21 protein-coding genes are annotated in these 19,600 nt (G+C 53.3%); 11 read left to right on the forward strand and 10 right to left on the reverse strand.

The genetic code is table 11. The annotated features are described in order from the left end of the window. The first annotated feature begins 37 nt into the window (after positions 1-37). The 6 genes from ACFWUB_RS06290 to ACFWUB_RS06315 all read left to right on the forward strand — a co-directional run bounded on the left by ACFWUB_RS06290 (position 38) and on the right by ACFWUB_RS06315 (position 3,657). Positions 38-334, forward strand: coding sequence for a hypothetical protein (locus ACFWUB_RS06290; RefSeq protein ID WP_020310289.1), 297 nt, complete (start codon positions 38-40; stop codon positions 332-334). Between the two features lie 28 nt (positions 335-362). Continuing rightward, a complete protein-coding gene (locus ACFWUB_RS06295) occupies positions 363-902 on the forward strand; it encodes a DUF6803 family protein (protein ID WP_292281651.1) in 540 nt (179 codons plus the stop codon). Positions 903-1,144: 242 nt separating this feature from the next. Further along, complete coding sequence (locus ACFWUB_RS06300; protein WP_292108393.1) at positions 1,145-1,429, forward strand: nucleotidyltransferase domain-containing protein; 285 nt, start codon at positions 1,145-1,147, stop codon at positions 1,427-1,429. Next, positions 1,416-1,805 (forward strand): HI0074 family nucleotidyltransferase substrate-binding subunit, encoded by a 390-nt coding sequence (locus ACFWUB_RS06305; protein WP_292108392.1) that lies wholly within the window; start codon positions 1,416-1,418, stop codon positions 1,803-1,805. Before ACFWUB_RS06300 ends, ACFWUB_RS06305 begins: the two co-directional genes overlap by 14 nt. A gap of 21 nt (positions 1,806-1,826) precedes the next feature. Further along, positions 1,827-2,534 (forward strand): response regulator transcription factor, encoded by a 708-nt coding sequence (locus ACFWUB_RS06310; RefSeq protein ID WP_020310292.1) that lies wholly within the window; start codon positions 1,827-1,829, stop codon positions 2,532-2,534. After that, positions 2,521-3,657 carry a sensor histidine kinase gene (locus tag ACFWUB_RS06315; RefSeq protein WP_416183667.1) on the forward strand — a complete coding sequence of 379 codons (1,137 nt, stop codon included), beginning with the start codon at positions 2,521-2,523 and terminating at the stop codon, positions 3,655-3,657. The genes ACFWUB_RS06310 and ACFWUB_RS06315 overlap by 14 nt, the downstream gene beginning before the upstream one ends. Here ACFWUB_RS06315 and ACFWUB_RS06320 read toward each other — a convergent pair. From ACFWUB_RS06320 to ACFWUB_RS06355, 8 genes are all read right to left on the reverse strand, one after another. Further along, positions 3,623-6,472 (reverse strand): heavy metal translocating P-type ATPase, encoded by a 2,850-nt coding sequence (locus ACFWUB_RS06320; protein ID WP_416183668.1) that lies wholly within the window; start codon positions 6,470-6,472, stop codon positions 3,623-3,625. The two genes, ACFWUB_RS06315 and ACFWUB_RS06320, sit on opposite strands and share 35 nt — an antisense overlap. 13 nt (positions 6,473-6,485) lie before the next feature. Further along, positions 6,486-6,806, reverse strand: a complete 321-nt coding sequence (locus tag ACFWUB_RS06325) for a metal-sensing transcriptional repressor (protein WP_020310295.1) — start codon at positions 6,804-6,806, stop codon at positions 6,486-6,488. A 534-nt stretch (positions 6,807-7,340) separates the two neighbouring features. Beyond that, positions 7,341-7,769 carry an OmpH family outer membrane protein gene (locus ACFWUB_RS06330; protein WP_020310296.1) on the reverse strand — a complete coding sequence of 143 codons (429 nt, stop codon included), beginning with the start codon at positions 7,767-7,769 and terminating at the stop codon, positions 7,341-7,343. A gap of 104 nt (positions 7,770-7,873) precedes the next feature. Continuing rightward, entirely contained in the window at positions 7,874-8,287 is a 414-nt protein-coding gene (locus ACFWUB_RS06335; protein WP_020310297.1) for a GerW family sporulation protein, read from the reverse strand. Continuing rightward, complete coding sequence (locus ACFWUB_RS06340; protein WP_416183669.1) at positions 8,280-9,026, reverse strand: hypothetical protein; 747 nt, start codon at positions 9,024-9,026, stop codon at positions 8,280-8,282. The genes ACFWUB_RS06335 and ACFWUB_RS06340 overlap by 8 nt, the downstream gene beginning before the upstream one ends. A gap of 73 nt (positions 9,027-9,099) precedes the next feature. Next, complete coding sequence (locus ACFWUB_RS06345; protein WP_020310299.1) at positions 9,100-10,224, reverse strand: NADH:flavin oxidoreductase; 1,125 nt, start codon at positions 10,222-10,224, stop codon at positions 9,100-9,102. Positions 10,225-10,376: 152 nt separating this feature from the next. Next, positions 10,377-10,811: a MerR family transcriptional regulator gene (locus tag ACFWUB_RS06350; RefSeq protein WP_020310300.1), complete on the reverse strand. Its 435-nt coding sequence runs from the start codon at positions 10,809-10,811 to the stop codon at positions 10,377-10,379. Between the two features lie 12 nt (positions 10,812-10,823). Beyond that, on the reverse strand, positions 10,824-11,948 hold the full coding sequence (locus tag ACFWUB_RS06355) for an alpha/beta hydrolase (protein ID WP_416183670.1): 1,125 nt from the start codon (positions 11,946-11,948) through the stop codon (positions 10,824-10,826). Between the two features lie 422 nt (positions 11,949-12,370). On the opposite strand from ACFWUB_RS06355, the gene ACFWUB_RS06360 reads away from it, so the two are divergent. After that, positions 12,371-13,654, forward strand: a complete 1,284-nt coding sequence (locus tag ACFWUB_RS06360; protein WP_416183671.1) for an adenylosuccinate synthase — start codon at positions 12,371-12,373, stop codon at positions 13,652-13,654. 528 nt (positions 13,655-14,182) lie between these two features. Here the strand turns inward: ACFWUB_RS06360 and ACFWUB_RS06365 are convergent. Further along, positions 14,183-14,836: a hypothetical protein gene (locus tag ACFWUB_RS06365; protein ID WP_020310303.1), complete on the reverse strand. Its 654-nt coding sequence runs from the start codon at positions 14,834-14,836 to the stop codon at positions 14,183-14,185. A gap of 162 nt (positions 14,837-14,998) precedes the next feature. Between ACFWUB_RS06365 and ACFWUB_RS06370 the strand changes: the two genes are divergently transcribed. The 4 genes from ACFWUB_RS06370 to ACFWUB_RS06385 all read left to right on the forward strand — a co-directional run bounded on the left by ACFWUB_RS06370 (position 14,999) and on the right by ACFWUB_RS06385 (position 18,827). Beyond that, on the forward strand, positions 14,999-15,850 hold the full coding sequence (locus ACFWUB_RS06370; protein ID WP_292106805.1) for a ParB/RepB/Spo0J family partition protein: 852 nt from the start codon (positions 14,999-15,001) through the stop codon (positions 15,848-15,850). Between the two features lie 35 nt (positions 15,851-15,885). Next, the gene (locus ACFWUB_RS06375) at positions 15,886-16,416 is read left to right on the forward strand and encodes a DUF4446 family protein (RefSeq protein WP_020310305.1); all 531 of its coding nucleotides are present in this window, start codon (positions 15,886-15,888) and stop codon (positions 16,414-16,416) included. 16 nt (positions 16,417-16,432) lie between these two features. After that, positions 16,433-17,455 carry a peptidoglycan DD-metalloendopeptidase family protein gene (locus tag ACFWUB_RS06380; protein ID WP_416183672.1) on the forward strand — a complete coding sequence of 341 codons (1,023 nt, stop codon included), beginning with the start codon at positions 16,433-16,435 and terminating at the stop codon, positions 17,453-17,455. 202 nt (positions 17,456-17,657) lie between these two features. After that, the gene (locus tag ACFWUB_RS06385) at positions 17,658-18,827 is read left to right on the forward strand and encodes an ABC transporter substrate-binding protein (protein WP_292106810.1); all 1,170 of its coding nucleotides are present in this window, start codon (positions 17,658-17,660) and stop codon (positions 18,825-18,827) included. Here ACFWUB_RS06385 and ACFWUB_RS06390 read toward each other — a convergent pair. Next, positions 18,815-19,537, reverse strand: a complete 723-nt coding sequence (locus ACFWUB_RS06390) for a M48 family metallopeptidase (RefSeq protein WP_416183673.1) — start codon at positions 19,535-19,537, stop codon at positions 18,815-18,817. The two genes, ACFWUB_RS06385 and ACFWUB_RS06390, sit on opposite strands and share 13 nt — an antisense overlap. Between the last annotated feature and the right edge of the window lie 63 nt (positions 19,538-19,600).

The raw sequence follows: 19,600 nt of genomic DNA on the forward strand, positions 1-19,600 counted from the left end.
GCATAAACAGAGGGGTACTACAAAGGAGGTTTTCGTGATGAAGAAAAAAATCTTAGCCGGATTGGCTGCACTCGTAGTGATTGCCGGTTTTTCCGCCTTTGCAGCGACACCAGCTGCTTCAGATGGTTCATCGTCAGGGACTTACGGCCCGGGCTATACGTGTTATGACAACGGTAACGGGTATTGCCGGGGACCGCGTGCCTGCTATGATGACCAGGATAACTGCTATACTGGAAATGGCTATTGCCAGGGACCGCGCCGCGGCTGCCGGGCTGATGGCCAGCGCGGTTGTCAGGGCCGTCAGGATTGCCCTGCCTATAGCGCTCAACAGTAAGCCGTTCTAATCAAAGGGGGAAAACAATATGGTAATGACTCACTACATGGAACTCTTATCGCTCTATGAACCTTGGTTTTTGATTCTCTTCATGCTCGTACCGATGGTACTGGCCGAAACGATTTTGGCTGCCGGTGCTTTTTCCTTGCTCTACAAGGACAGCCGCAGTGAAAAATGGGACAGCCTGAGCCACGTCTGCGGCCTCATCCTGGGTGTCTTCTTCATCGTAGCTACAGTATACATCGTCACATCCTACGTGCCGACTATCCAGTGGCGCGGCCCGATTGATTACATTTCTATCTGGGCCTATGTCCTGGGCGTCATCCCGGCCGTCCTCATCCTCTTGCAGGAATTGGGCATCATCTTTAAGGGCCTCGATACAACGGCAAAAATCAAGAAACACATCGTCCTCATGATTCTCTTCGTCTTGTTCACCCATTTAGCCATGGTCTTCGGCATGGCCGACCCGCAGCTCGCAGGCTACGTCCCGCCGAAACAGAACATGCAGATGCAGATGAACGGCAATATGCCTATGGACCACAGTCAGATGGACCACAGCAAGATGTAGTTTCGTGGCTAGTGGCTAGTGGTTCGTGGCTTCGTAGGGGCCGTCCCAGAGGGCGGCCCGCCTCTCCTGTTAGGAGAGGTGGCCCGAAGGGCCGGAGAGGTTTAACCTCTCAGTCAGCTGTAGCTGACAGCTCCCCTATAAGGGGAGCCATTATACGAGCCACGAACCACTAAAAAGGGCTTGTCGCACGTGCGGCAAGCCCTTTTTTCATGCTATAATTGATGTAAAAAGGGGTGAACACGATGGACTTAGCGCAGCCGATTTTAGAGGGCATCATCGCTCTGGCTAAACAATACGATATTCAAAAAGTCATTCTTTTTGGCTCCCGTGCCCGTGGCGATAATTGGGAACGCAGTGATATTGACCTGGCTGTCTGCGGTGGAAATCTCACGCGGTTTTCTCTCGATGTCGACGAGGTCATACCGACGCTGCTCATGTTCGATGTCGTCGATTTAGATGAACCGGTCCAGCCCGAACTACGAGCCGCTATCCAACGGGAAGGAGTTGTTATATATGAAAAAGTATGAGAATTTCTGCAAAGCCTTGAATAACCTCAAAGAAATACAAAAAGAAATACCGCCTTATTCGACGGTCGTCCAAACGGGAATGGTTTCCCTTTATGAAATCTGCTTTGAACAGGCTGGGAAAGCCATGAAAGAAGTATTGGAAAACAATGGCTATAGCCAGCATAAGATAGGGTCACCGCGGGCGATTATCAAAATGGCTTATCAGGCCAATCTGATTGACGATGAGGATTGCTGGCTGGAGGCGTTGCGGGACCGGAACAATGTGGCCCATTCTTATAATGAAGAAATTGCCAATAATATCATCAAGGACAGCAAGGAAAAGTACATCGCCATGTTTGAAGAGTTGCAGCGGGAAATAGAAAAAAATTGGTTGTGAAAATGATCGGGAGGTGGAATTTTGCGAACGAATTCGATTTTGATCGTCGATGATGATGAAAAACTCTGTGCCCTGCTGCGGTCTTATTTCGAGCAGGAGCGGTTCATGGTCTATGTCGCCCATGATGGCATGACGGCGTTACATACACTGCGCACCCAGAAGCCGCAGATCATGCTCCTCGATTTGATGATGCCCGGCATGGATGGCTTCGAAGTCTGCCGCCGCATCCGCCAGTTCAGCGATATACCCATCATTTTTCTGTCTGCCAAGGATGATGAAACGGACCGCCTGGTCGGCCTCAACATGGGCGGCGACGATTATGTGACCAAGCCTTTCCACGTCAAGGAAGTCATTGCCCGCGTCTACAGCCTGTTGCGGCGGACCCGTGGTGAAGTACTGCAGCAGACGACGTCGTATACCATACGGGACCTGACTATCGACAAGGAAAAATTTACCGTCCTGCGGGGACAGCAGCCCATTGCCCTGACGCCGACGGAATTCAATCTCCTGCTGGTTCTGGCCTCGGCACCGGATCGGGTATTCAGCCGCATGCAGCTCGTGGATAAAGTACAGGGCGGCTATGGCTTTGAAGGCTATGAACGGACTATCGACACGCATATCCGCAATCTGCGCAAGAAACTGGAGCCCGACCCGGCCCATCCGACGTATATCCTGACCGTATACGGTATCGGTTATAAATTCGACGGAGGGAATCATGAAGAAAGCTGACAGCATCGTCATCCGCCTGACCGGGATGGTCTTTATCCTGATTTTCCTGACCATCGCCATCCTGCTCATCCTGGTCAATAATCAGATGGACAGCCATTTTTCCCAGTATTTGAATAACATGTCGCAAATGATGGGAAACAGCCATCAGGGCATGGGGATGATGCATGGGCTGGCGGAAATTACGTATATATCGGCTGTCCACCGGTCGCTGTTGTGGGTCGGCCTGGTCATGCTGGCCGTCAGCGTTACCATCAGCTACTTCATTGTCCGGGAAATCATGCGGCCTTTGTCGGCCCTGACTGACGCCGTCCAGAAGGTCAAGTCCGGCACGTATGGCCAGACCGTACCCGTCGAGCGTCATGACGAAGTCGGGACCCTGACGGAGACTTTCAACGATATGTCCCAGGAACTGGCGAAAAACGATAAGATGCGGCGCCGCCTGTTTGCCAACATCGCCCATGAACTGCGGACGCCCCTGGCCATCTTGCAGGGCAATCTGGAAGGCATGATCGACGATGTCATCCCGACGGATAAGAAGGTCCTCCTGTCCATGGAAGATGAGACGTTGCGCATGGGCCGGCTCATCCAGGACCTGCGCGACTTGTCGCTGGCTGAAATCAACGAGCTCACCCTCCATAAAGAACCTTATGATATCAACGTCCTCCTGGAACGGGCCGTGAGCATGCTCCAGCCTTTATGCGACGAAAAATCCCTGACCGTCCATTTGGACTTGGCCAGGGATTTACCGAAAGTATCCATCGATATAGACCGTATCAATCAGGTCATTTATAATCTGCTGAACAACGCCATCCGCTATATCGAAGCGGGATGTATGATTACCGTTTCGACGCAGGTCGTCACCGTACAGGGCCAGCCCTATGTGCAGGTCCAGATCGCCGATACGGGCAGCGGCATTGCCCCAGAGGATTTACAGCATATCTTCCAGTATTTCTACCGTAGCGAAAAATCGCGGAGCCGCAAGAGCGGCGGCAGTGGTATCGGCCTGGCTCTAGCCCGGCAGTTCGTCCGCAGTCATGGCGGCAGGATATGGGCGGACAGCGAAGTCGGCAGAGGGACGACGTTTACTTTTATTTTACCAATTCATAGCCAGCATCGGCAATGACTTTGGCAAAGGCTTCCGTCGGGATGTCTTTGCTGGTCGTGACGTCGGCTTTTTTACCTTCCAAGTCGACAGTGACAGCCGTGACGCCGTCCATGGCAGCCAATGCATCGTGTACGTGTTTCTGGCAGTGCTGGCACATCATGCCTTCGATTTTCAATGTTTTTTCCATCGTTTCATCCTCTTCTTTCTTTGGTGTACTGAGATTTTGTAATGTATATCCAGCAGTAGTGATGACTTTTTTGAAGTCCTCTGCGGAGATAGCTTTATCAGCCGAGACATCGGCTTTTTGACCATCGAGGTCGACGACGGCATCGGTGACGCCGTCCATGGCTTTCAGGACTTTCGTGACCGTAGCCACGCAGTGCTGGCACATCATGCCTTCGATGGACAGGGTATAGTGATACGGAGCCGGAACGGCTGCCACTTCGGGAACCGGCGTTTGCGTCGCTGCCTGTGCAGCTTTCGGGCTACTGGTTTCCGGCGCCGATGTTTCACGTGAAACATCGGTACTGTGCGTCGTCTTGAAGAAGCGCAGGCGCAGGGCGTTCATGCAGACCGTGAAGCTCGACAGACTCATGGCAGCGGCGCCGATCATGGGATTGAGGCGGATGCCAAAGGCCGGATAGAGGACGCCTGCAGCTAGGGGGATGCAGATGACGTTGTAGAAGAAGGCCCAGAACAGGTTTTCTTTGATATTCTTGATGACAGCCTTGCTCAGGCGGATGGCGCTGACGGCGTCGAGGAGGTCGCTGCGCATGAGGACGGCATCGGCGCTTTCGATGGCGACGTCGGTCCCGGCACCGATGGCCATGCCCAGATCGGCTTTGGCCAGGGCCGGCGCATCGTTGATGCCGTCACCAATCATGGCGACTTTATGGCCTTCGGCCTGGAGGGCGGCGATGTGTTTTTCTTTATCCTGCGGCAGGACGCCGGCGATGACCTGGGGAATATGCAGGCGCTGGCGGATGGCTTCGGCTGTGCGCTGGTTGTCGCCTGTGAGCATGACGACGTTGATGCCCATTTTGGCAAAGTCGGCAATGGCTTCGGCGCTGGTCTCTTTTTCGACGTCGGCTACGGCGATGATACCGATGATTTCTTTGTCGTCAGCAAAGAGGAGCGGCGTCTTGCCGTCGTCAGCCAGGGCATTGAGGCTGGCCGTGATGGCTTTGGTGTCGATATGGGCTTCGTCCATGAGGCGCGTGTTGCCGGCATAATAGGTCTTGCCGTCGATGACGGCCTGGACGCCGCGGCCGAAGAGGGCCTTGAAATCGCTGGCTGTCCTGCCGGTCAGCTGATGGTCGCCGGCATAGGTCGTAATAGCTTCGGCCAGGGGATGTTCGCTGCCTTTTTCCAGGGCTGCAGCGATGGCGACGAGGTCTTCTTTCGTGCCTTTCAGGGGAAGGATATCCGTGACTTTCGGACGGCCTTCGGTAATGGTACCGGTCTTATCCATGACGACCGTGTCGATGGCATGGGCCGTTTCCAGGGCTTCGCCGGATTTGATGAGGATACCGTTTTCAGCCCCTTTGCCAGTGCCGACCATGATGGCGACTGGCGTAGCCAGGCCCAGGGCGCACGGGCAGGAGATGACCAGGACGGAGATGGCCGTCGAGAAGGCGAATTCGGCGTCGACGCCCATGACGAAGTACCAGATGAGGCCTGTAATGATGGCGATGGTGATGACGGCCGGGACGAAGTAACCCGAAATGGTATCGGCCATCTTGGCGATAGGTGCCTTGCTGGCACTGGCTTCATCGACGAGCTTGATGATCTGGCTGATCGTCGTGTCGTCGCCGACGCGGCGGGCTGTGATGTGGATGAAACCCGTCTTGTTTATCGTAGCCGACGTGACTTTATCGCCGACTTGTTTTTCTACAGGGATGCTTTCGCCAGTAATGGCGGCTTCATCGACGCTGGTCGTCCCTTCAGAAATGATACCGTCTGCCGGGATGCTTTCACCCGGACGGATGACGATTTCATCGCCGACGACGAGGTCTTCGACGGGAATGACCGTTTCGACGCCGTTGCGCAGGACCGTGGCCTGTTTCGGCGCCAGGTCCATCAATTTTTCGATGGCCGTACTGGTCTTGCCTTTGGCGCGGGCTTCGAGGTATTTACCGATGTCGATGAGGGTGACAATCATACCGGCCGATTCAAAGTACAGATTGGTGCTGTACTGGGCGACGAGGGCCCAGTCGCCATGGCCCATGCCCCAGCTCATGCGGAAAATGGCGAAGACGCCGTACAGGGCAGCTGCCATGGAACCCATGCCGACCAGGCTGTCCATGTTCGGGGCGCCCTGGAAGAGGTTGCGGAAGCCGTTGACATAATACTTGCGGTTCAAGTACATGATCGGCAGGATCAGTAAGAACTGGGTAAAGGCGAAGGTAATGGCATTTTCATCGCCGTGGAAGACATACTGGAAACCTTCCGGTACGGGGATGCCGAACCATTCGTAGAACATGTGGTGCATGGCGATGTACATGACCGGGATGAGGAAGACGATGGACCAGATGAGGCGGTGCTTCATGGATTTCATTTCTTCCTTGGCTATGTCAGAGGCGCTCTTTTGCGGAGCGCCGGCCTGTTTCTGGCTGCCGCCTTCGGCCGGGCTGGCTCCGTAGCCGGCGTCGACGACGGCCTGGATGATGTCTTGCTCGCTGACGACATTTTCATCGTACGAGGCCTGCATACTGTTGGTCAGCAGGTTGACGCTGGCCTTGTCGATGCCGTCCAGCTTGTTGACGGCTTTTTCCACGCGGGACGAGCAGGCGGAACAGCTCATGCCTGTGATGTTGAATTTTTCGTGCTTCAACGGACTCACTCCTTTATTTCATGAGTTTCTGAAGGGCGCAGACGAGTTCATCGACGACTTCGTCTTTGCCTTCACGGATGTCGTGGACGACGCAGGACTTGATATGCTGGCCCAGGAGTTCCTTATTGAAAGAATTCAATGCCGACTGGATGGCACTGACCTGAGTCAGGATATCAATGCAGTAGCGGTCGTCTTCGACCATCTTTCGCACACCCCGTACCTGGCCCTCGATGCGGTTCAGGCGGGAAATGAGCGATTTATACTCTTTGCCCTCTTTATTGCGATACTTATGTTTCTCCGTATCGCAGCAGGGACAGACTTTCTTTTCGTCCATAATTGAGTTCTCCTTTCATTTAAATACCCCTATGGGGTACATTGATATAATATACCGATATGGGGTATATGTCAAGGGTGTTTTAGCGGTTAGCAGTTAGGGGTTAGGGGCTAGCGGATGGTTTTTAATTTGTAGGGGCGCCCGCGTGGGGCGCCCGCTCCGGAATATGCATGATTTCCTAATCAGTTTGCCAGGAGAATCATCCCAATTCCTAACGGGTCGCCCACGGACCCCTACGAACGCTAACCGCGGATTGTTAAAAAAGGACTACGTATGATGATATAAGCCCTCATACGATAGTCCTTTTTCTGTAGGGGCGTCCGCCCCGGGATTATGCGATTTCACTGTAGGGGCGACCGCGTGGGGCGCCCGCTCCGGAATATGTCTGATATCCCAATCAGTTTGCCAGGGGAATCATCCCAGTTCCTAACGGGTCGCCCACGTGCGACCCCTACGGTGCGGCCATGAGGCCGCCACGAGCCACTAACACTAACCACTAAAAAAAGCTGCCGCAAAGCGGCAGCTTTTTTACTCCTATTTCAACAATGCTTTTACAGCTTCTGTTTCATCCGTAGCGTTTTCAGTACCGGAGATGATGGCACCCTGGACTACGATGCAGTCGAGGCCTTTGTCCTTGCGGACCTGTTCGACTTTGGAAACGACGTCTTTTTCAATGGGGACGATCAGTTTGTTTTCCAATTTGCTCAAGTTCTGAGCCAATTCACGGCCGAGGTTCTGGCGTTCCTGGTCGGTCTTCATTTTCGGAGCTTTTTTAGCGAACTGTTCGTTAGCGTCTTTAACGGCAGCCTGCATCTGGGCGCTGACTTTCGGGAAGTCCTTATGGGACTGTACCAATGTATCGAAGTTGACGACACCGACGCCGGAAGCAAAGGCCGACGAAACAGCGACGAGGCTCATCATTCCCATAACGGCAAGGGATGCTAATTGTTTTTTCAGTTTCATAATGTATTCCTCCTGTGCCGCAGAGCGGCTGAATTACTCTTTCTTACTATGGTTCTATTCGTATATTATAACAAACTTACCGATAAAGTACAACCTGCACAGAATCAGGCTTTTTCGTCGTCGCCTTCTGCTTTGTCTTCTTCATCGTCGTGAATATAAATGTATTTGTCTTTTTTCATCTTGTCGATGATTTCCGGTGCCATGGCGATGAGTTTTTCAAAGGCCGAAGCCTGGTAGCCATCTTTCTTGATGGAGAACATTTCTACCCGGTCCCCTTTGATGACCAGGATGGCAGCTGGTTCCATCTTGGCACCGCCGCCGCTGCCGGCACTGCTGCGCCCGTTTTCGGTCTTGCCGTTGACGCCGCCGGACCCGAAGCCAAAGGTGACGTCTACGAACGGTACCAGGATGGCGTCACCGATGTGGACGGCCTGGCCGACGACGGTTTCGACTTTGATCATTTCTTTGAAACTTTCAAAAATTTGTTCCAAGTTGTTCTTGATGTACGAGTTATCCATGTTGTTCCTCCTTGTTCACAGCGTGCCACTCAGCCCATAAACGGCGTACAGGCCGGGAGGCGGCAAAGGCGGCTGTAAACAGAAGCAGCACTGCCGGATATAGACGGCCCGAAGCACGGACGGTACAGTCATACTGTTCCTCTACGAAATTGAATTGTAAGTCTGTGACGCTCCCCGGACAGATGGCATAGAGGGCACCGGCCAGCATCCCCGTTTCATGCGGTTCAGGGAGGCCGACGATGCCGGTCAGGGTGAAGCGGCGGATTTGGCCGTGGCCGAGCAGGCGCGACAGCCAGGTGAAGAAAGCCGCTAAAAAGTCGGCATTGAAGAAGCTGGCTAAGAACCGGCGTATGGGCGGTTTCTTTTTTTTCGCTTCTTTCGCGTCACTCTGTGCTGGGGCATCCGGCCCTTCCTGGCGGAGCAGGTCTTCATACGTGAGGCGCTGGCTTTCTTTTTCCAGTTCGTCCCAGGCCTTTTCTTCCTCTTCCGCTGTAGGGAGCGGCGGTTCGACAGACTCTTTCACGGCAGGGCTGCGCTTCCAGCACATATGCAGTTCATGATGCGGCTCCTCGCCCAGCGTATAGGACCAGGATGCATCGGCCAATTTCCGGCCCCATCGGTCCTGGCCTTCGATGTGGAAAGGCGTCCCGATATGGATGGTAAGGGCGTAGGAGACGGGCAGGCAGAGGATGAGCAGTATGCAGCTGAATAAGATGGCAAGGATGACGATGATTGCCATAGGGCAGCCCCCTTTTGTGAAAATAATCCGTTATTTTTATTTATTCGATGAACTCGGGGCGATTTCCTCTTTTTTAGGCGTCTTGTTTCGCTTTTTCTTGTTTATTGAAAATGCAGTCCACATCTTCGGCACCGAAGCAGCGGGAACAGGAAATGCACAGGGCCGGTTCGGTATCGCCCGATTTCCAGCGGTTCGGCAGGTCCGGCTGGCGCAGGTAGGGACGGCTCATGGACACGAAAGCCAGGTCTGTCGATTCCAGTGTATCTTCGATATCTTCGACCTTGCGGAAACCGCCGACGACGCCGACATCGATTTTGTCTTTCAGCATAGCTGCGGCTTCAGAGGCATAGGCTTTGAAATACATCGGTTCCTTTGTGCGGCGGATAGCCCGGATCGGGCCCTTGCGCGGCAGGGACGATGTGTTGCCGCCGCTGACTTCGATGGCGTTTACACCCATGTCGGCCAGCCAGGTCATGACCTGCTTGCTTTCTTCAAAGGTCATGCTGCCGTCTTTCATGAAATCGGCACAGTTCAATTTGACCCAGACCGGATAATCGGCGCCGACGGCCTGGCGCATGGCGGCGACACATTCCAGGAGGAAGCGGGCCCGGTTTTCCAGGCTGCCGCCGTAGGCATCGGTGCGGGTGTTGAAATGGGGCGACAAGAACTTGCTGGCCAGGTAGCCGTGGGCGCCGTGGAACTGGACGCCGTCGAAACCGGCGGCCTTGGCTCTGGCAGCGGCTTTGGCGACGGCTTCCGTCAGTTCGTGGATCTGGTCGACTGTCAGGGCCTGCGATTCCTGGGTCCACTTGCCGACCTTTTCCGTAACGCCGCTGGGGCTGATGATAATGCGCGTTTCCCCTTCCGGGATTTCCGGCAGGAGGATGGCGGACCCCATGACGACGAGCTGAGCGATGATTTTTCCGCCGTGCTGGTGGACGCGGTGGACGACCTGGGACAGCGGGGCAATACATTCATCATCGTCGATGCGGATCTGGCAGTGCTGACGCGGTTCCATTTTGGTAGTAGCCATCATGCCGGTAATAATGATACCGGCACCGCCGTCGGCCAGATTTTCATACATTTGGGCCAGCTTTTCTGTCGGAAGGCCGTAGTTCCCCATTCCTTCAAAGGTAGCAGAACGGACAAGGCGGCACTTCGCTTCAATACCGCCGATGTGACATGTATCAAATAACATGGTAGAAATCTCTCCTTGGTAATAAAAAATGAATTTCAGTTTATCCCGAATATTATACAATATTTGAGGAAATAAGCCAATGCATTGTTTTTTGAACATTTGGGAGTTCATTTTAAAAAGGGCTTGTCGTCGTGCGACAAGCCCTTGGCTATTCACTTATTGGGATCATCAGGAGGTTTTTTACCTGTTTCTCGTTCATATTCATCGAAATCAATTTTGCTTTCTGAACCGAGTTCCAATGCTTTTTTATAGTACCATTCTTTAAAATCCAGCTCTTCCATGTAGTACTGCAGTTGTTCAATCTGATCCAGGACAAACTGACGCTGCTGGCGGATGAGGGCCTGCCGTTCTTTCAGGCTTTCATCGCCGCGCTGAGCCAGTTCGGCATATTCGCGGATGCGCTTGATGGGCATGCCCGTATTTTTCAGGCAGGTCAGCAGGTGGAGCCAGCGAATATCCATATCGCTGAAGAGACGGATACCGTTTTTCCGTTCTACCTGGGGCAGCAGCCCTTCTTTGTCATAATAGCGGATGGCAGACGGACTGATACCAGTCATCTGCGCCGCTTGTGAAATCGTATAAGACATAGTTTATCTCCCTTATTTTAAATACTGCCGGTAGAAGGCTTCGATTTTGTCGAAGGGAATGACATCCATTTTATAATACAGGTCGGTGTGTACGGCATCGGGGATGATCAGCAGTTCTTTGTTGTTCCCTTTCAGTTTCTTGAACGCGTCTTCGCTGAAGTAGCGGGAGTGGGCTTTTTCCCCGTGGATCATCAGTACGGCGCTTTCGATTTCATCAGCCCGGGACAGAAGGGGCATGTTCATGAAATCGAGCAGGGAACTGAGAGTTGCGCCTGTGGTGGAGCCGAAGGACCGGGGGCTGTAGCCGCGTTTTTCCTGGTAGTAGTCATGATAATCCTTGACGAACTGTGGCGTATCGGCTGTTACTTCTGTGGGGACACCGCCGGCCATTTTATAGGTGCCATTCCGGTAATCTTCTGTGCGCTGGGCGCTGATGGCTTTGCGGGCTTCCATCCGTTCTTTTTTTAGGGTTGCTTCATCTTTTTCATAGTCGAAATAGCCATTGGCGATGACCCGGCTCATGTCGTACATGGTAGATGTGACCGTAGCTTTGACGCGCGTATCCATGGCAGCGTCATTCAGAGCAAAGCCGCCCCGGCCGCAGATGCCGAGGATGCCGATTTTTTCCGGGGCGATGTTATTGCGGGTGGACAGGTAATCGACGGCGGCAGAAAAATCTTCCGTGTTGATATCCGGTGAGGTCGTGTTGCGCGGTTCGCCGGCGCTTTCCCCGGTAAAGGACGGGTCGAAAGCCAGGGTGATGAATCCCCGGGCCGCTAATTCCTGGGCATAGCGGCCGGAAACCTGTTCCTTAACGGCACCATAAGGACCGGCTACGGCAATGGCAGCGAGTTTTTCACCTTGTTTCATATTTTTCGGCGTATAGAGGTCGCCGACTAACGTAATGCCATAGCGATTATGGAAGGTAATTTTTTGGTGAGCGACCTTCGCATTTTCTGGAAACGTCTTGTCCCATTTATTGGAAAGTGTTGCAGCGTCAATGGTTTCAGCCGGTGCTTTCGATGGAGCTGGGGCCTGGGCGGCATAACTGCTACCGGCACCTGCGCCGATGATGAAAAGGGAGCTGCACAGGGCAGCGAATACCATATTTTTCATGATGCGTTTTCTTAATTTCATAATTATAGGCCTCCTGTCAGAAAATTTATAGCTCATTTGTATTTCATGGCCTAAGCATAAACCTTAAAGGTAACTTTAAGTCAAGGGCTTTCTTTAGCGTGATTTCTTTATAACCCCCAAAACCTTTTAAGTTCATTGACAAAATGGGCTTAAATGATATACTTCTAGTAGAAGTAGTGAATTTTTGCAATTGAAACACGAAAGCCCCTGGAACTGCCATTCCAGGGGCTTTCTCTATGGTTTAGAACTATCCGCTAACCACTAACTGCTAGCCCCTAACCCCTTAAAAAGGATTGTCGTCATGCGATAGCTACTTTTTGCTCCTTTTGTAAAGAAATATGTTTTTAGTTGGCTTCACTAAGCGACTATGATATAATATAAGTGTTTGTTAATTTTACAATTCACGAAGGGATGTTGAATACATGGCTACAGCAATGGTAATCGGAACCCAATGGGGCGACGAAGGTAAAGGTAAGATTGTAGATTATTTGGCCCAGAAGGCCGATGTCGTCATCCGCTCCCAGGGTGGGAATAACGCCGGCCATACGGTCGTCGTCGACGATAAGTCCTTTGCACTGCGTCTTTTGCCGTCGGGTATCCTCTTTTCCGACAAAACTTGCATCATCGGCAGCGGCGTCGTTGTCAATCCGAAAGTCCTCCTTGAAGAAATCGAAGGCATGACCTCCAAAGACGTGCAGATCAGCAAATTGGAAATTTCCACGCGTGCGCATGTCATCATGCCGTATCATATCCGCATTGATGAAGAAGATGAAAAACTCAAGGGCGACGCTAAAATCGGTACGACGAAGAACGGTATCGGACCGTGCTATGCCGACAAAGTCAACCGCGTAGGCATCCGCATCGGCGACCTCATGGACCGCGATGTCTTTGCCAAGAAACTGCGCATCAATATTGACCTTAAAAACCGTCTCTTTGAAAAATATTATGGCTGCGAAGGCTTCGATTACGATGAAGTCCTCAAAGAATACCTCGGCTATGCCGACCAGATCCGCCAGTATGTCAAGGATACGAACTACTCGGCGAACCTCTATGTCAGTGAAGGCAAGAAAGTCCTCTTTGAAGGGGCACAGGCTGCTATGCTCGACCTCGACCATGGTACATATCCCTTCGTTACCAGCTCCAATCCGACGGCTGGCGGTGCCTGCACTGGTTCCGGCGTCGGTCCTCGCCGTATGGAAAATATCGTCGGCGTCGTCAAAGCCTATACGACCCGCGTCGGCGCTGGCCCGTTCCCGGCAGAACAGCTCAACGAAGTCGGCGAATATCTGCGCAACACAGGCCATGAATTCGGCACGGTTACCGGTCGTCCCCGCCGCTGCGGCTGGCTCGACACGGCTGTCGTCAAATATGCAGCCATGCTGAACAGCCTCGATTACCTGGCTATTACCCGCCTGGACATCCTCGATGACCTGGATACTATTAAAATCTGCACGGGCTATAAATATAAAGGCCAGCTCTTGAAAGAATATCCGGCCAGCCTCGACGTCCTGGAAAACGTCGAACCGATTTATGAAGAAATGCCGGGCTGGAAAGCAGACATCTCGAAATGCAAATCCTATGATGAACTGCCTGAAGCTGCCCGCCACTATGTCGAACGCATCAGCGAACTCACAGGCGTTCCCCTGGGCATCGTCTCCGTCGGCCCGAACCGCAGCCAGACGATCATCCTCAAAAAGATTTTCTAAAAACAACTGAATTACACCATAATTGTGAAAAGGCGCTGTCTTATGAAGACAGCGCCTTTTTGAGTATTAAGTTCGCAGTTTGTAGTTTTTAGTGAAGGGTTTTAAATTTAAAGCCCTCCATACTACAAACTACAAACTCCATACTACAAACTACAAACTCCATACTACAAACTATGAAGCAAAGGGAATCTCGCATGATGGCAGAAACCTTTGTGCGACAGTCCCTTTCAAGTTATTAGTGGTTCGTCAAAAACAAACGCCCCAATCGGGGCATCCGTAGGGGCCGTCCTGAAAGGCGGCCCGCCGTGACCAGTCGGTAATACATTATATGGTTCATGTGGCATGATTTTACGACCGGCGTTTTTTTCGGATTCAGATGCGGCGTTCCGCCGCGACAGACTCAAGCTGACAACGACGCTTCGGGAAACACTCAGCGTGTAGCGGGACGCCCTTTGGGACGGCCCCTACGAGCTACGAGCCAGCGGTCCGCTGGCTAACGGCTAACCCCTAGCCCCTAGCCCCTAGCCTCTACTCCCCGCAATGGCCGGCCATGGCGCAGGAGCTGCACGAGCCGGAGCAGCCACCGCCGATGAAGTTCAGGCCGATGACGCCGGTTACGGTTTTGCGTGGCATGAGCATGCCGCTGGGCAGGAGGGAGACGCCGATTTGTTCGGCGTGGACGGCCTGGGCGATGTTGGCCATCTGGCCGGACGGCCAGTCGCCAGTGCCGGGATTCATGATCCAGGCGGCTTTATAGCCTTTATCGGCGCCGGCTTCGTCGAGCATGTCGATGAGCTGTTTCGTATAGCCTGCTGTGGCGACGGCCAGGGCCGAATCGAGAGCCAGGCCGCGGGTGATGTCTTTATTCATGAACAGGGCATCGACCTCTTTTTCCAGGGCTTCGCCGAGGGTAACGGCATACATCAGGACGATGGCCGAATCTTCGATGCGCTGGTGGACAGTCGGGCTGTTGATGGTAAAGGGGCTGTCGCAAAGGACCATATGGGACGTGCTGTCATAGAAGCACTGCTGGCACGTAGCCTGGGGTTTGGCCAGTTCCATGACGCGCTGGCACGCTTCCTGGACGAAATCATCGGAAAGTTCAGCAGCTCCGCGCTGCAAGGCGTATTCTTTGACGCTGGCAGCGTCGATTTCCCGCAAGGGGTCGGTAAATGTTGGCATTTTTTACATCCTTTCTGAATCTGTACATTTGCTTCTTATTATACCATAGAAATTGTTAGAAAAATCAATGAAATCAGGGCAATAAATATTTGATTAAATGGTGGATAGACGATATACTATAATATAGACTTCAAAAATAATTTTGGAAGAAATGAGGTGGACATGGTGGCAGTCGACGAGTCTCCTGCTGAACGGGGCGCACCGGCGGAAATCGCCGTAGAATGTATCGTCCCCAATCCCCGGCAGCCGCGGCAGACCTTTGATGAACAGGGGCTGGCCGCTTTAGCGGATTCCATCCGTCAGCATGGGCTTGTCCAGCCTGTCGTTGTCCAGAAGGCCGGTCCCGGCCGATATGAGCTCATTGCCGGTGAGCGGCGGCTGCGGGCGGCCAAACGCTGTGGCCTGAAAACAGTGCCGGCTATCATACGAAGCTATACGCCCGATGAAGCGGCAGAAATTGCTCTCATCGAGAACCTGCAGCGCCAGGACCTGGATGCTATTGAAGAAGGCATGGCCTATGAACGGCTGATGAAGGACTTTGGCCTGACACAGGAACAGACGGCGCAGAAAGTCGGGAAAAGCCGGTCCCATGTAGCCAACATGGTCCGTCTGCTGCAGCTTCCAGCCGACATCAAGGAATGGATCGCTGCAGGCCGCCTATCCATGGGACAGGCCCGGCCTCTGTTGCAGCTGCCGTCTGCGAAACTGCAGCGGGAAGCGGCTCTGTACATTATGAAGCATGAGCTGTCGGCCCGCAAGGCAGAAGCCCTGGTCCGCCATCTGATGACCCAGGCCAAGCCCCGCCCGGAACCGGACGCCCATGTGGCCTGGCTGCAGGATAAGCTGAAGATGGCCTTGGGGACCGATGTGGCCATCCAGCTGGGGAAGGGCCGGAAAAAGGGGAAAATCGAGATTTCCTTTTCGTCAGAAGCAGAATTTGAACGGCTGCTGTCGATACTGACTGAAGAAAAAGAAGACACGCCGCGGTCACCTCTTTCTTTGTTTCATATATAATATTTTTGCATATTCATGTTCATGGGAGGAAAGAAATGCTGAATGTCGATATGCAGGCTGCCACGATGGCGCTTGCCGGTATTGGCGGGTTGATTTTATTGCTCTTGCTCGTCTATATCGTCATTTTACACAAGAAAATCAGAAAATTAGAAACGAATTACACCTTTTTTATGCAAGACGAAACGGGAGCCAGCGTCGAAGCGAAGCTGCGTGACGATGTCGATAAGCTGCATAACCTGCAGGGGACACTCGACATGATCCACCAGACGCAGAAGGATATCATGGCTGTCCAGAATCACTGTTTCCGTAAAATCGGGTTCGTTAAATATAATGCCTTTGACAATATCGGCAACAATCTGAGTTTTGCCTTTACCGTCCTCGACGGGAAAAATGATGGCTTCTGTCTTTCCAGTGTCTATGGGCGCAATGAATCGCGTATTTTTGCCAAACCGATCGTAGAGGGCAAGTGTCTCTATGGCATGAGTGAAGAAGAAAGGGAAAGCCTGGACAACGCATTGAATTACAGCGGTGACATGCAGGCTGTTCAAAAGGATCTGGAAGGATAACAAAGAGGGGAAAAGCGTGAAGATCCACATCAAGATATATCCATGGATGCGCAACCTGCAATCATGGTGCCAACGCATGAAGGCCTGGGAAACACCGGCATGGTGGCCGTCGTTCCTGAAAACGGACCGGACGGAGCCATTAGTCGTGACACCGGCGCAATATAAGAAACTCGTCCGCGGCTGTGCTGTCGCAGTGGTCGTCATTGTAATCGCTGCAGGCATCGGCATTTACGAGTTCGTTTCGCTTCAGCAGGCCAAGGCCCAGGAAGCACTGCATGAACAGCAGCTGGAATTGATGCGTGAAAAGACGACATCGCTCCAGGAAAAGATGGATAAAATGGATTCCCTGGATCAGGAGCTGCGGCAAATGGTCAAGGGGTCGGGGGCTGGTGACAGCCCAAAAGGTGACGGTGGCGTAGCAGGGGGACAGAAGAAATCTCCGGACCTTTCTCATGCCAGCTACAATGACCTGTTATTGGCCACCTCGCGTTTGGAAACCCGCAGTAATGCCCGCATCATCAGCTTCATCACCTTGAAGACGGTCTTGAGCGATACGGCAGGCGAACAGGTTCGGCAAATGCAGCAGATTACGCATAAATATCAGGGTGGTGCCCTGGGCGGCGGAAATAATGGCGATGCCAGCAGCACGTCGACGACGCCTTCCATCTGGCCCGTCAGCGGGACAGTCACGTCTAACTTCGGTTATCGCGGCAATCCTATTGGCGGCGGTTCCGGCTTCCATGAAGGCATCGACATCGGCGTCGACTACGGGACGCCTGTCCGGGCGACGGCAGCCGGTAAAGTCACCATGGCCGGCTGGGTCGACGGCTATGGCAACCTCGTCGAAATCGACCATGGCAATGGCTTCGTTACCCGCTATGGCCATAACTCCATGCTGTTAGTTACGGTAGGACAAGAAGTCCGGGCTGGTTCGATTGTTGCCTTAGCCGGCAGTACAGGCCGCAGCACGGGACCGCACGTCCATTACGAAGTCCGCGTCAATGGAACCCCGACCAACCCGCTGCTGTTCCTGCCGTAGAGATTAGCGCATGCCGGTCTTTGTCATCATGCACGGTCTCTTTGTCTTCAAAGTTTGTAGTACAAAGTTTAGAGTTTGTAGAAGATGGTTTTCAATTTTTTACCATTTGCTGTAAACTAAAAACTACAAACTCAAAAGGGGACTGTCGCACGTGCGGCAGTCCCTTTTTTTTACTACTATCCCCCAGGAAGGAGGCGCGTTTATGAAGAGAAACATGCAGATACTCGGCTTTTGTATGCTTTTTGTCATCCTTCTCTTGAGTGGCTGTTCTTTGATGCCAGCCAATACAGGGGTCCTCATCGGGACGAACCTGGCCTTGAGCGGCAAGGGTATGTCCTATTCGACATCGACGGAACGGGGCATCGAACTGGCCAAGGATATGGTCAATGACCGGGGCGGCCTCTTAGGTAAGCCCGTCCAGCTCGTATCGGTCGATAATCATGGTAAACCGGAAGATGCCGTAGCCGCTATCCAGCAGCTCACGGTGCGCCATGTGTCGGCCATCATCGGCCCGGACTTGGCCGATTGTACGCGGGCTGTCATCCCCAACGTGGAAGCCGTGAAGATTCCCCTCATCAGTCCGGCCTGCACACAGCCGGATATCACCGTCGATGCCCAGTCCCATGAGGTGTACCGCTATATTTTCCGCGCCGCTTATATCGATGCTTCCCAGGGACGGGCCATGGCCGACTATGCGCTGAAACAGCTCCATGTCAAGCGGGCGGCAGTCTTTTATTATCCGGACAAGATGTATGCCCAGGGCCTGGCCGAATATTTCCGCAGTGCCTTTGCTGCCAGCGGCGGTGACGTGCCCGTCTATATTCCCGTAGAAAATGTACTGGACCTGACTAAATACCTGCCCTTGTTGCAGCGGGAACAGGTCGACGTCATCTATCTGCCCGGTTATGATGACTGGACGATACCGGCTATCGAGCTGCTGCGCAGTCACGGCGTTTCCCTGCCCCTCTTAGGGCCGGACGGCTGGAATGGACCCAAGATGGAACGGGATGTCGACAAGGATTATTTGACCCAGGTCTATTATACGGACCATTATGCCGGCCACGACGCGACGGATGCGGCCAAGCGCTTTTCTCAGGCTTATTATGAAAAGTATGGGGAATGGCCGGATAGTTATGCCGCCCTGGGGTACGACGCCTTCATGATGACGGCCGATGCCATTGAACGCTGTCAGTCAGCCGAAGCGGCCGATGTGGCCCGGGAACTGGTGAAGACCATCGATTACGATGGCGCGACGGGGACCATTTCCCTCGATGCCAATCACGATGCCATTAAAGACGTCTTCATCATGACCTTCCAAGATGGCCGGCCGGAACTGGCGGCGACGATTCCCGCTGACCATCAGACACAGTAAGGCAGATACTTCGCCATGGCCTGGCGCCGGGCTTTCCAGTCGGGCATGCGGATGGTCATGGCGTCATAGAAATGGCGGGAATGATTGGGCTGGAGAAAATGGCAGAGCTCATGGAGCATGACGTGGTCGATGATGGCTTCAGGCATGATGGCCAGGTAGGTGTTCATGGTGACGATGCCTTTGAGGGGCATGCAGGACCCCCAGCGCGACCGCATGACCCGCTGTTTCAGGACCGGGTCGGGCAGGGCGAGGCCGGCGAATAAGGGCTGCATACGGGACAAACTGGCAGGAAAGAGTTTCTTCCCCAGGGCTTGCAGCAGCTTATGATAGAGCTTCTGCCGCATGACCGGCGTGTCATCGGCCAGTTCCATGAAGACCGTCTGGCCGCTGCGGCGGATGCTGTTGTGCAGGCCCAGGCGGACGTCGAGCCTGTAGGGCTGGCCTGCCAGATAGAGCGTGTCGCCGTCGCTGAGGGTCAGTATGGGGAATTTCTGTTTCCGTTCTTCCATTTCGCGGATGGCGCGGATGATGAAGTCCGTCTTCTTTTCCAGGAAATCCTCGATATATTCCCAAGGGGCACGGGCCGGTGCCGAAATATACAGCGTGCCGTCACTGCGGACGTGGAGATTGATGTTTTTCACTTTTTTTCGGACCAGGATGACCGGGAAGGTTTGGCTCTGGGCCGTGAATTGGCGTTGTTCGTTCGTCATGGTGATACCTCGCAGAAATAAGATTTGTAGCTATTGTAAATAGAATCTGTTCGTTTGTCAAAA

It is taken from the genome of Megasphaera sp. (assembly GCF_047831605.1).
Lineage (GTDB): Bacteria > Bacillota > Negativicutes > Veillonellales > Megasphaeraceae > Megasphaera > Megasphaera intestinihominis.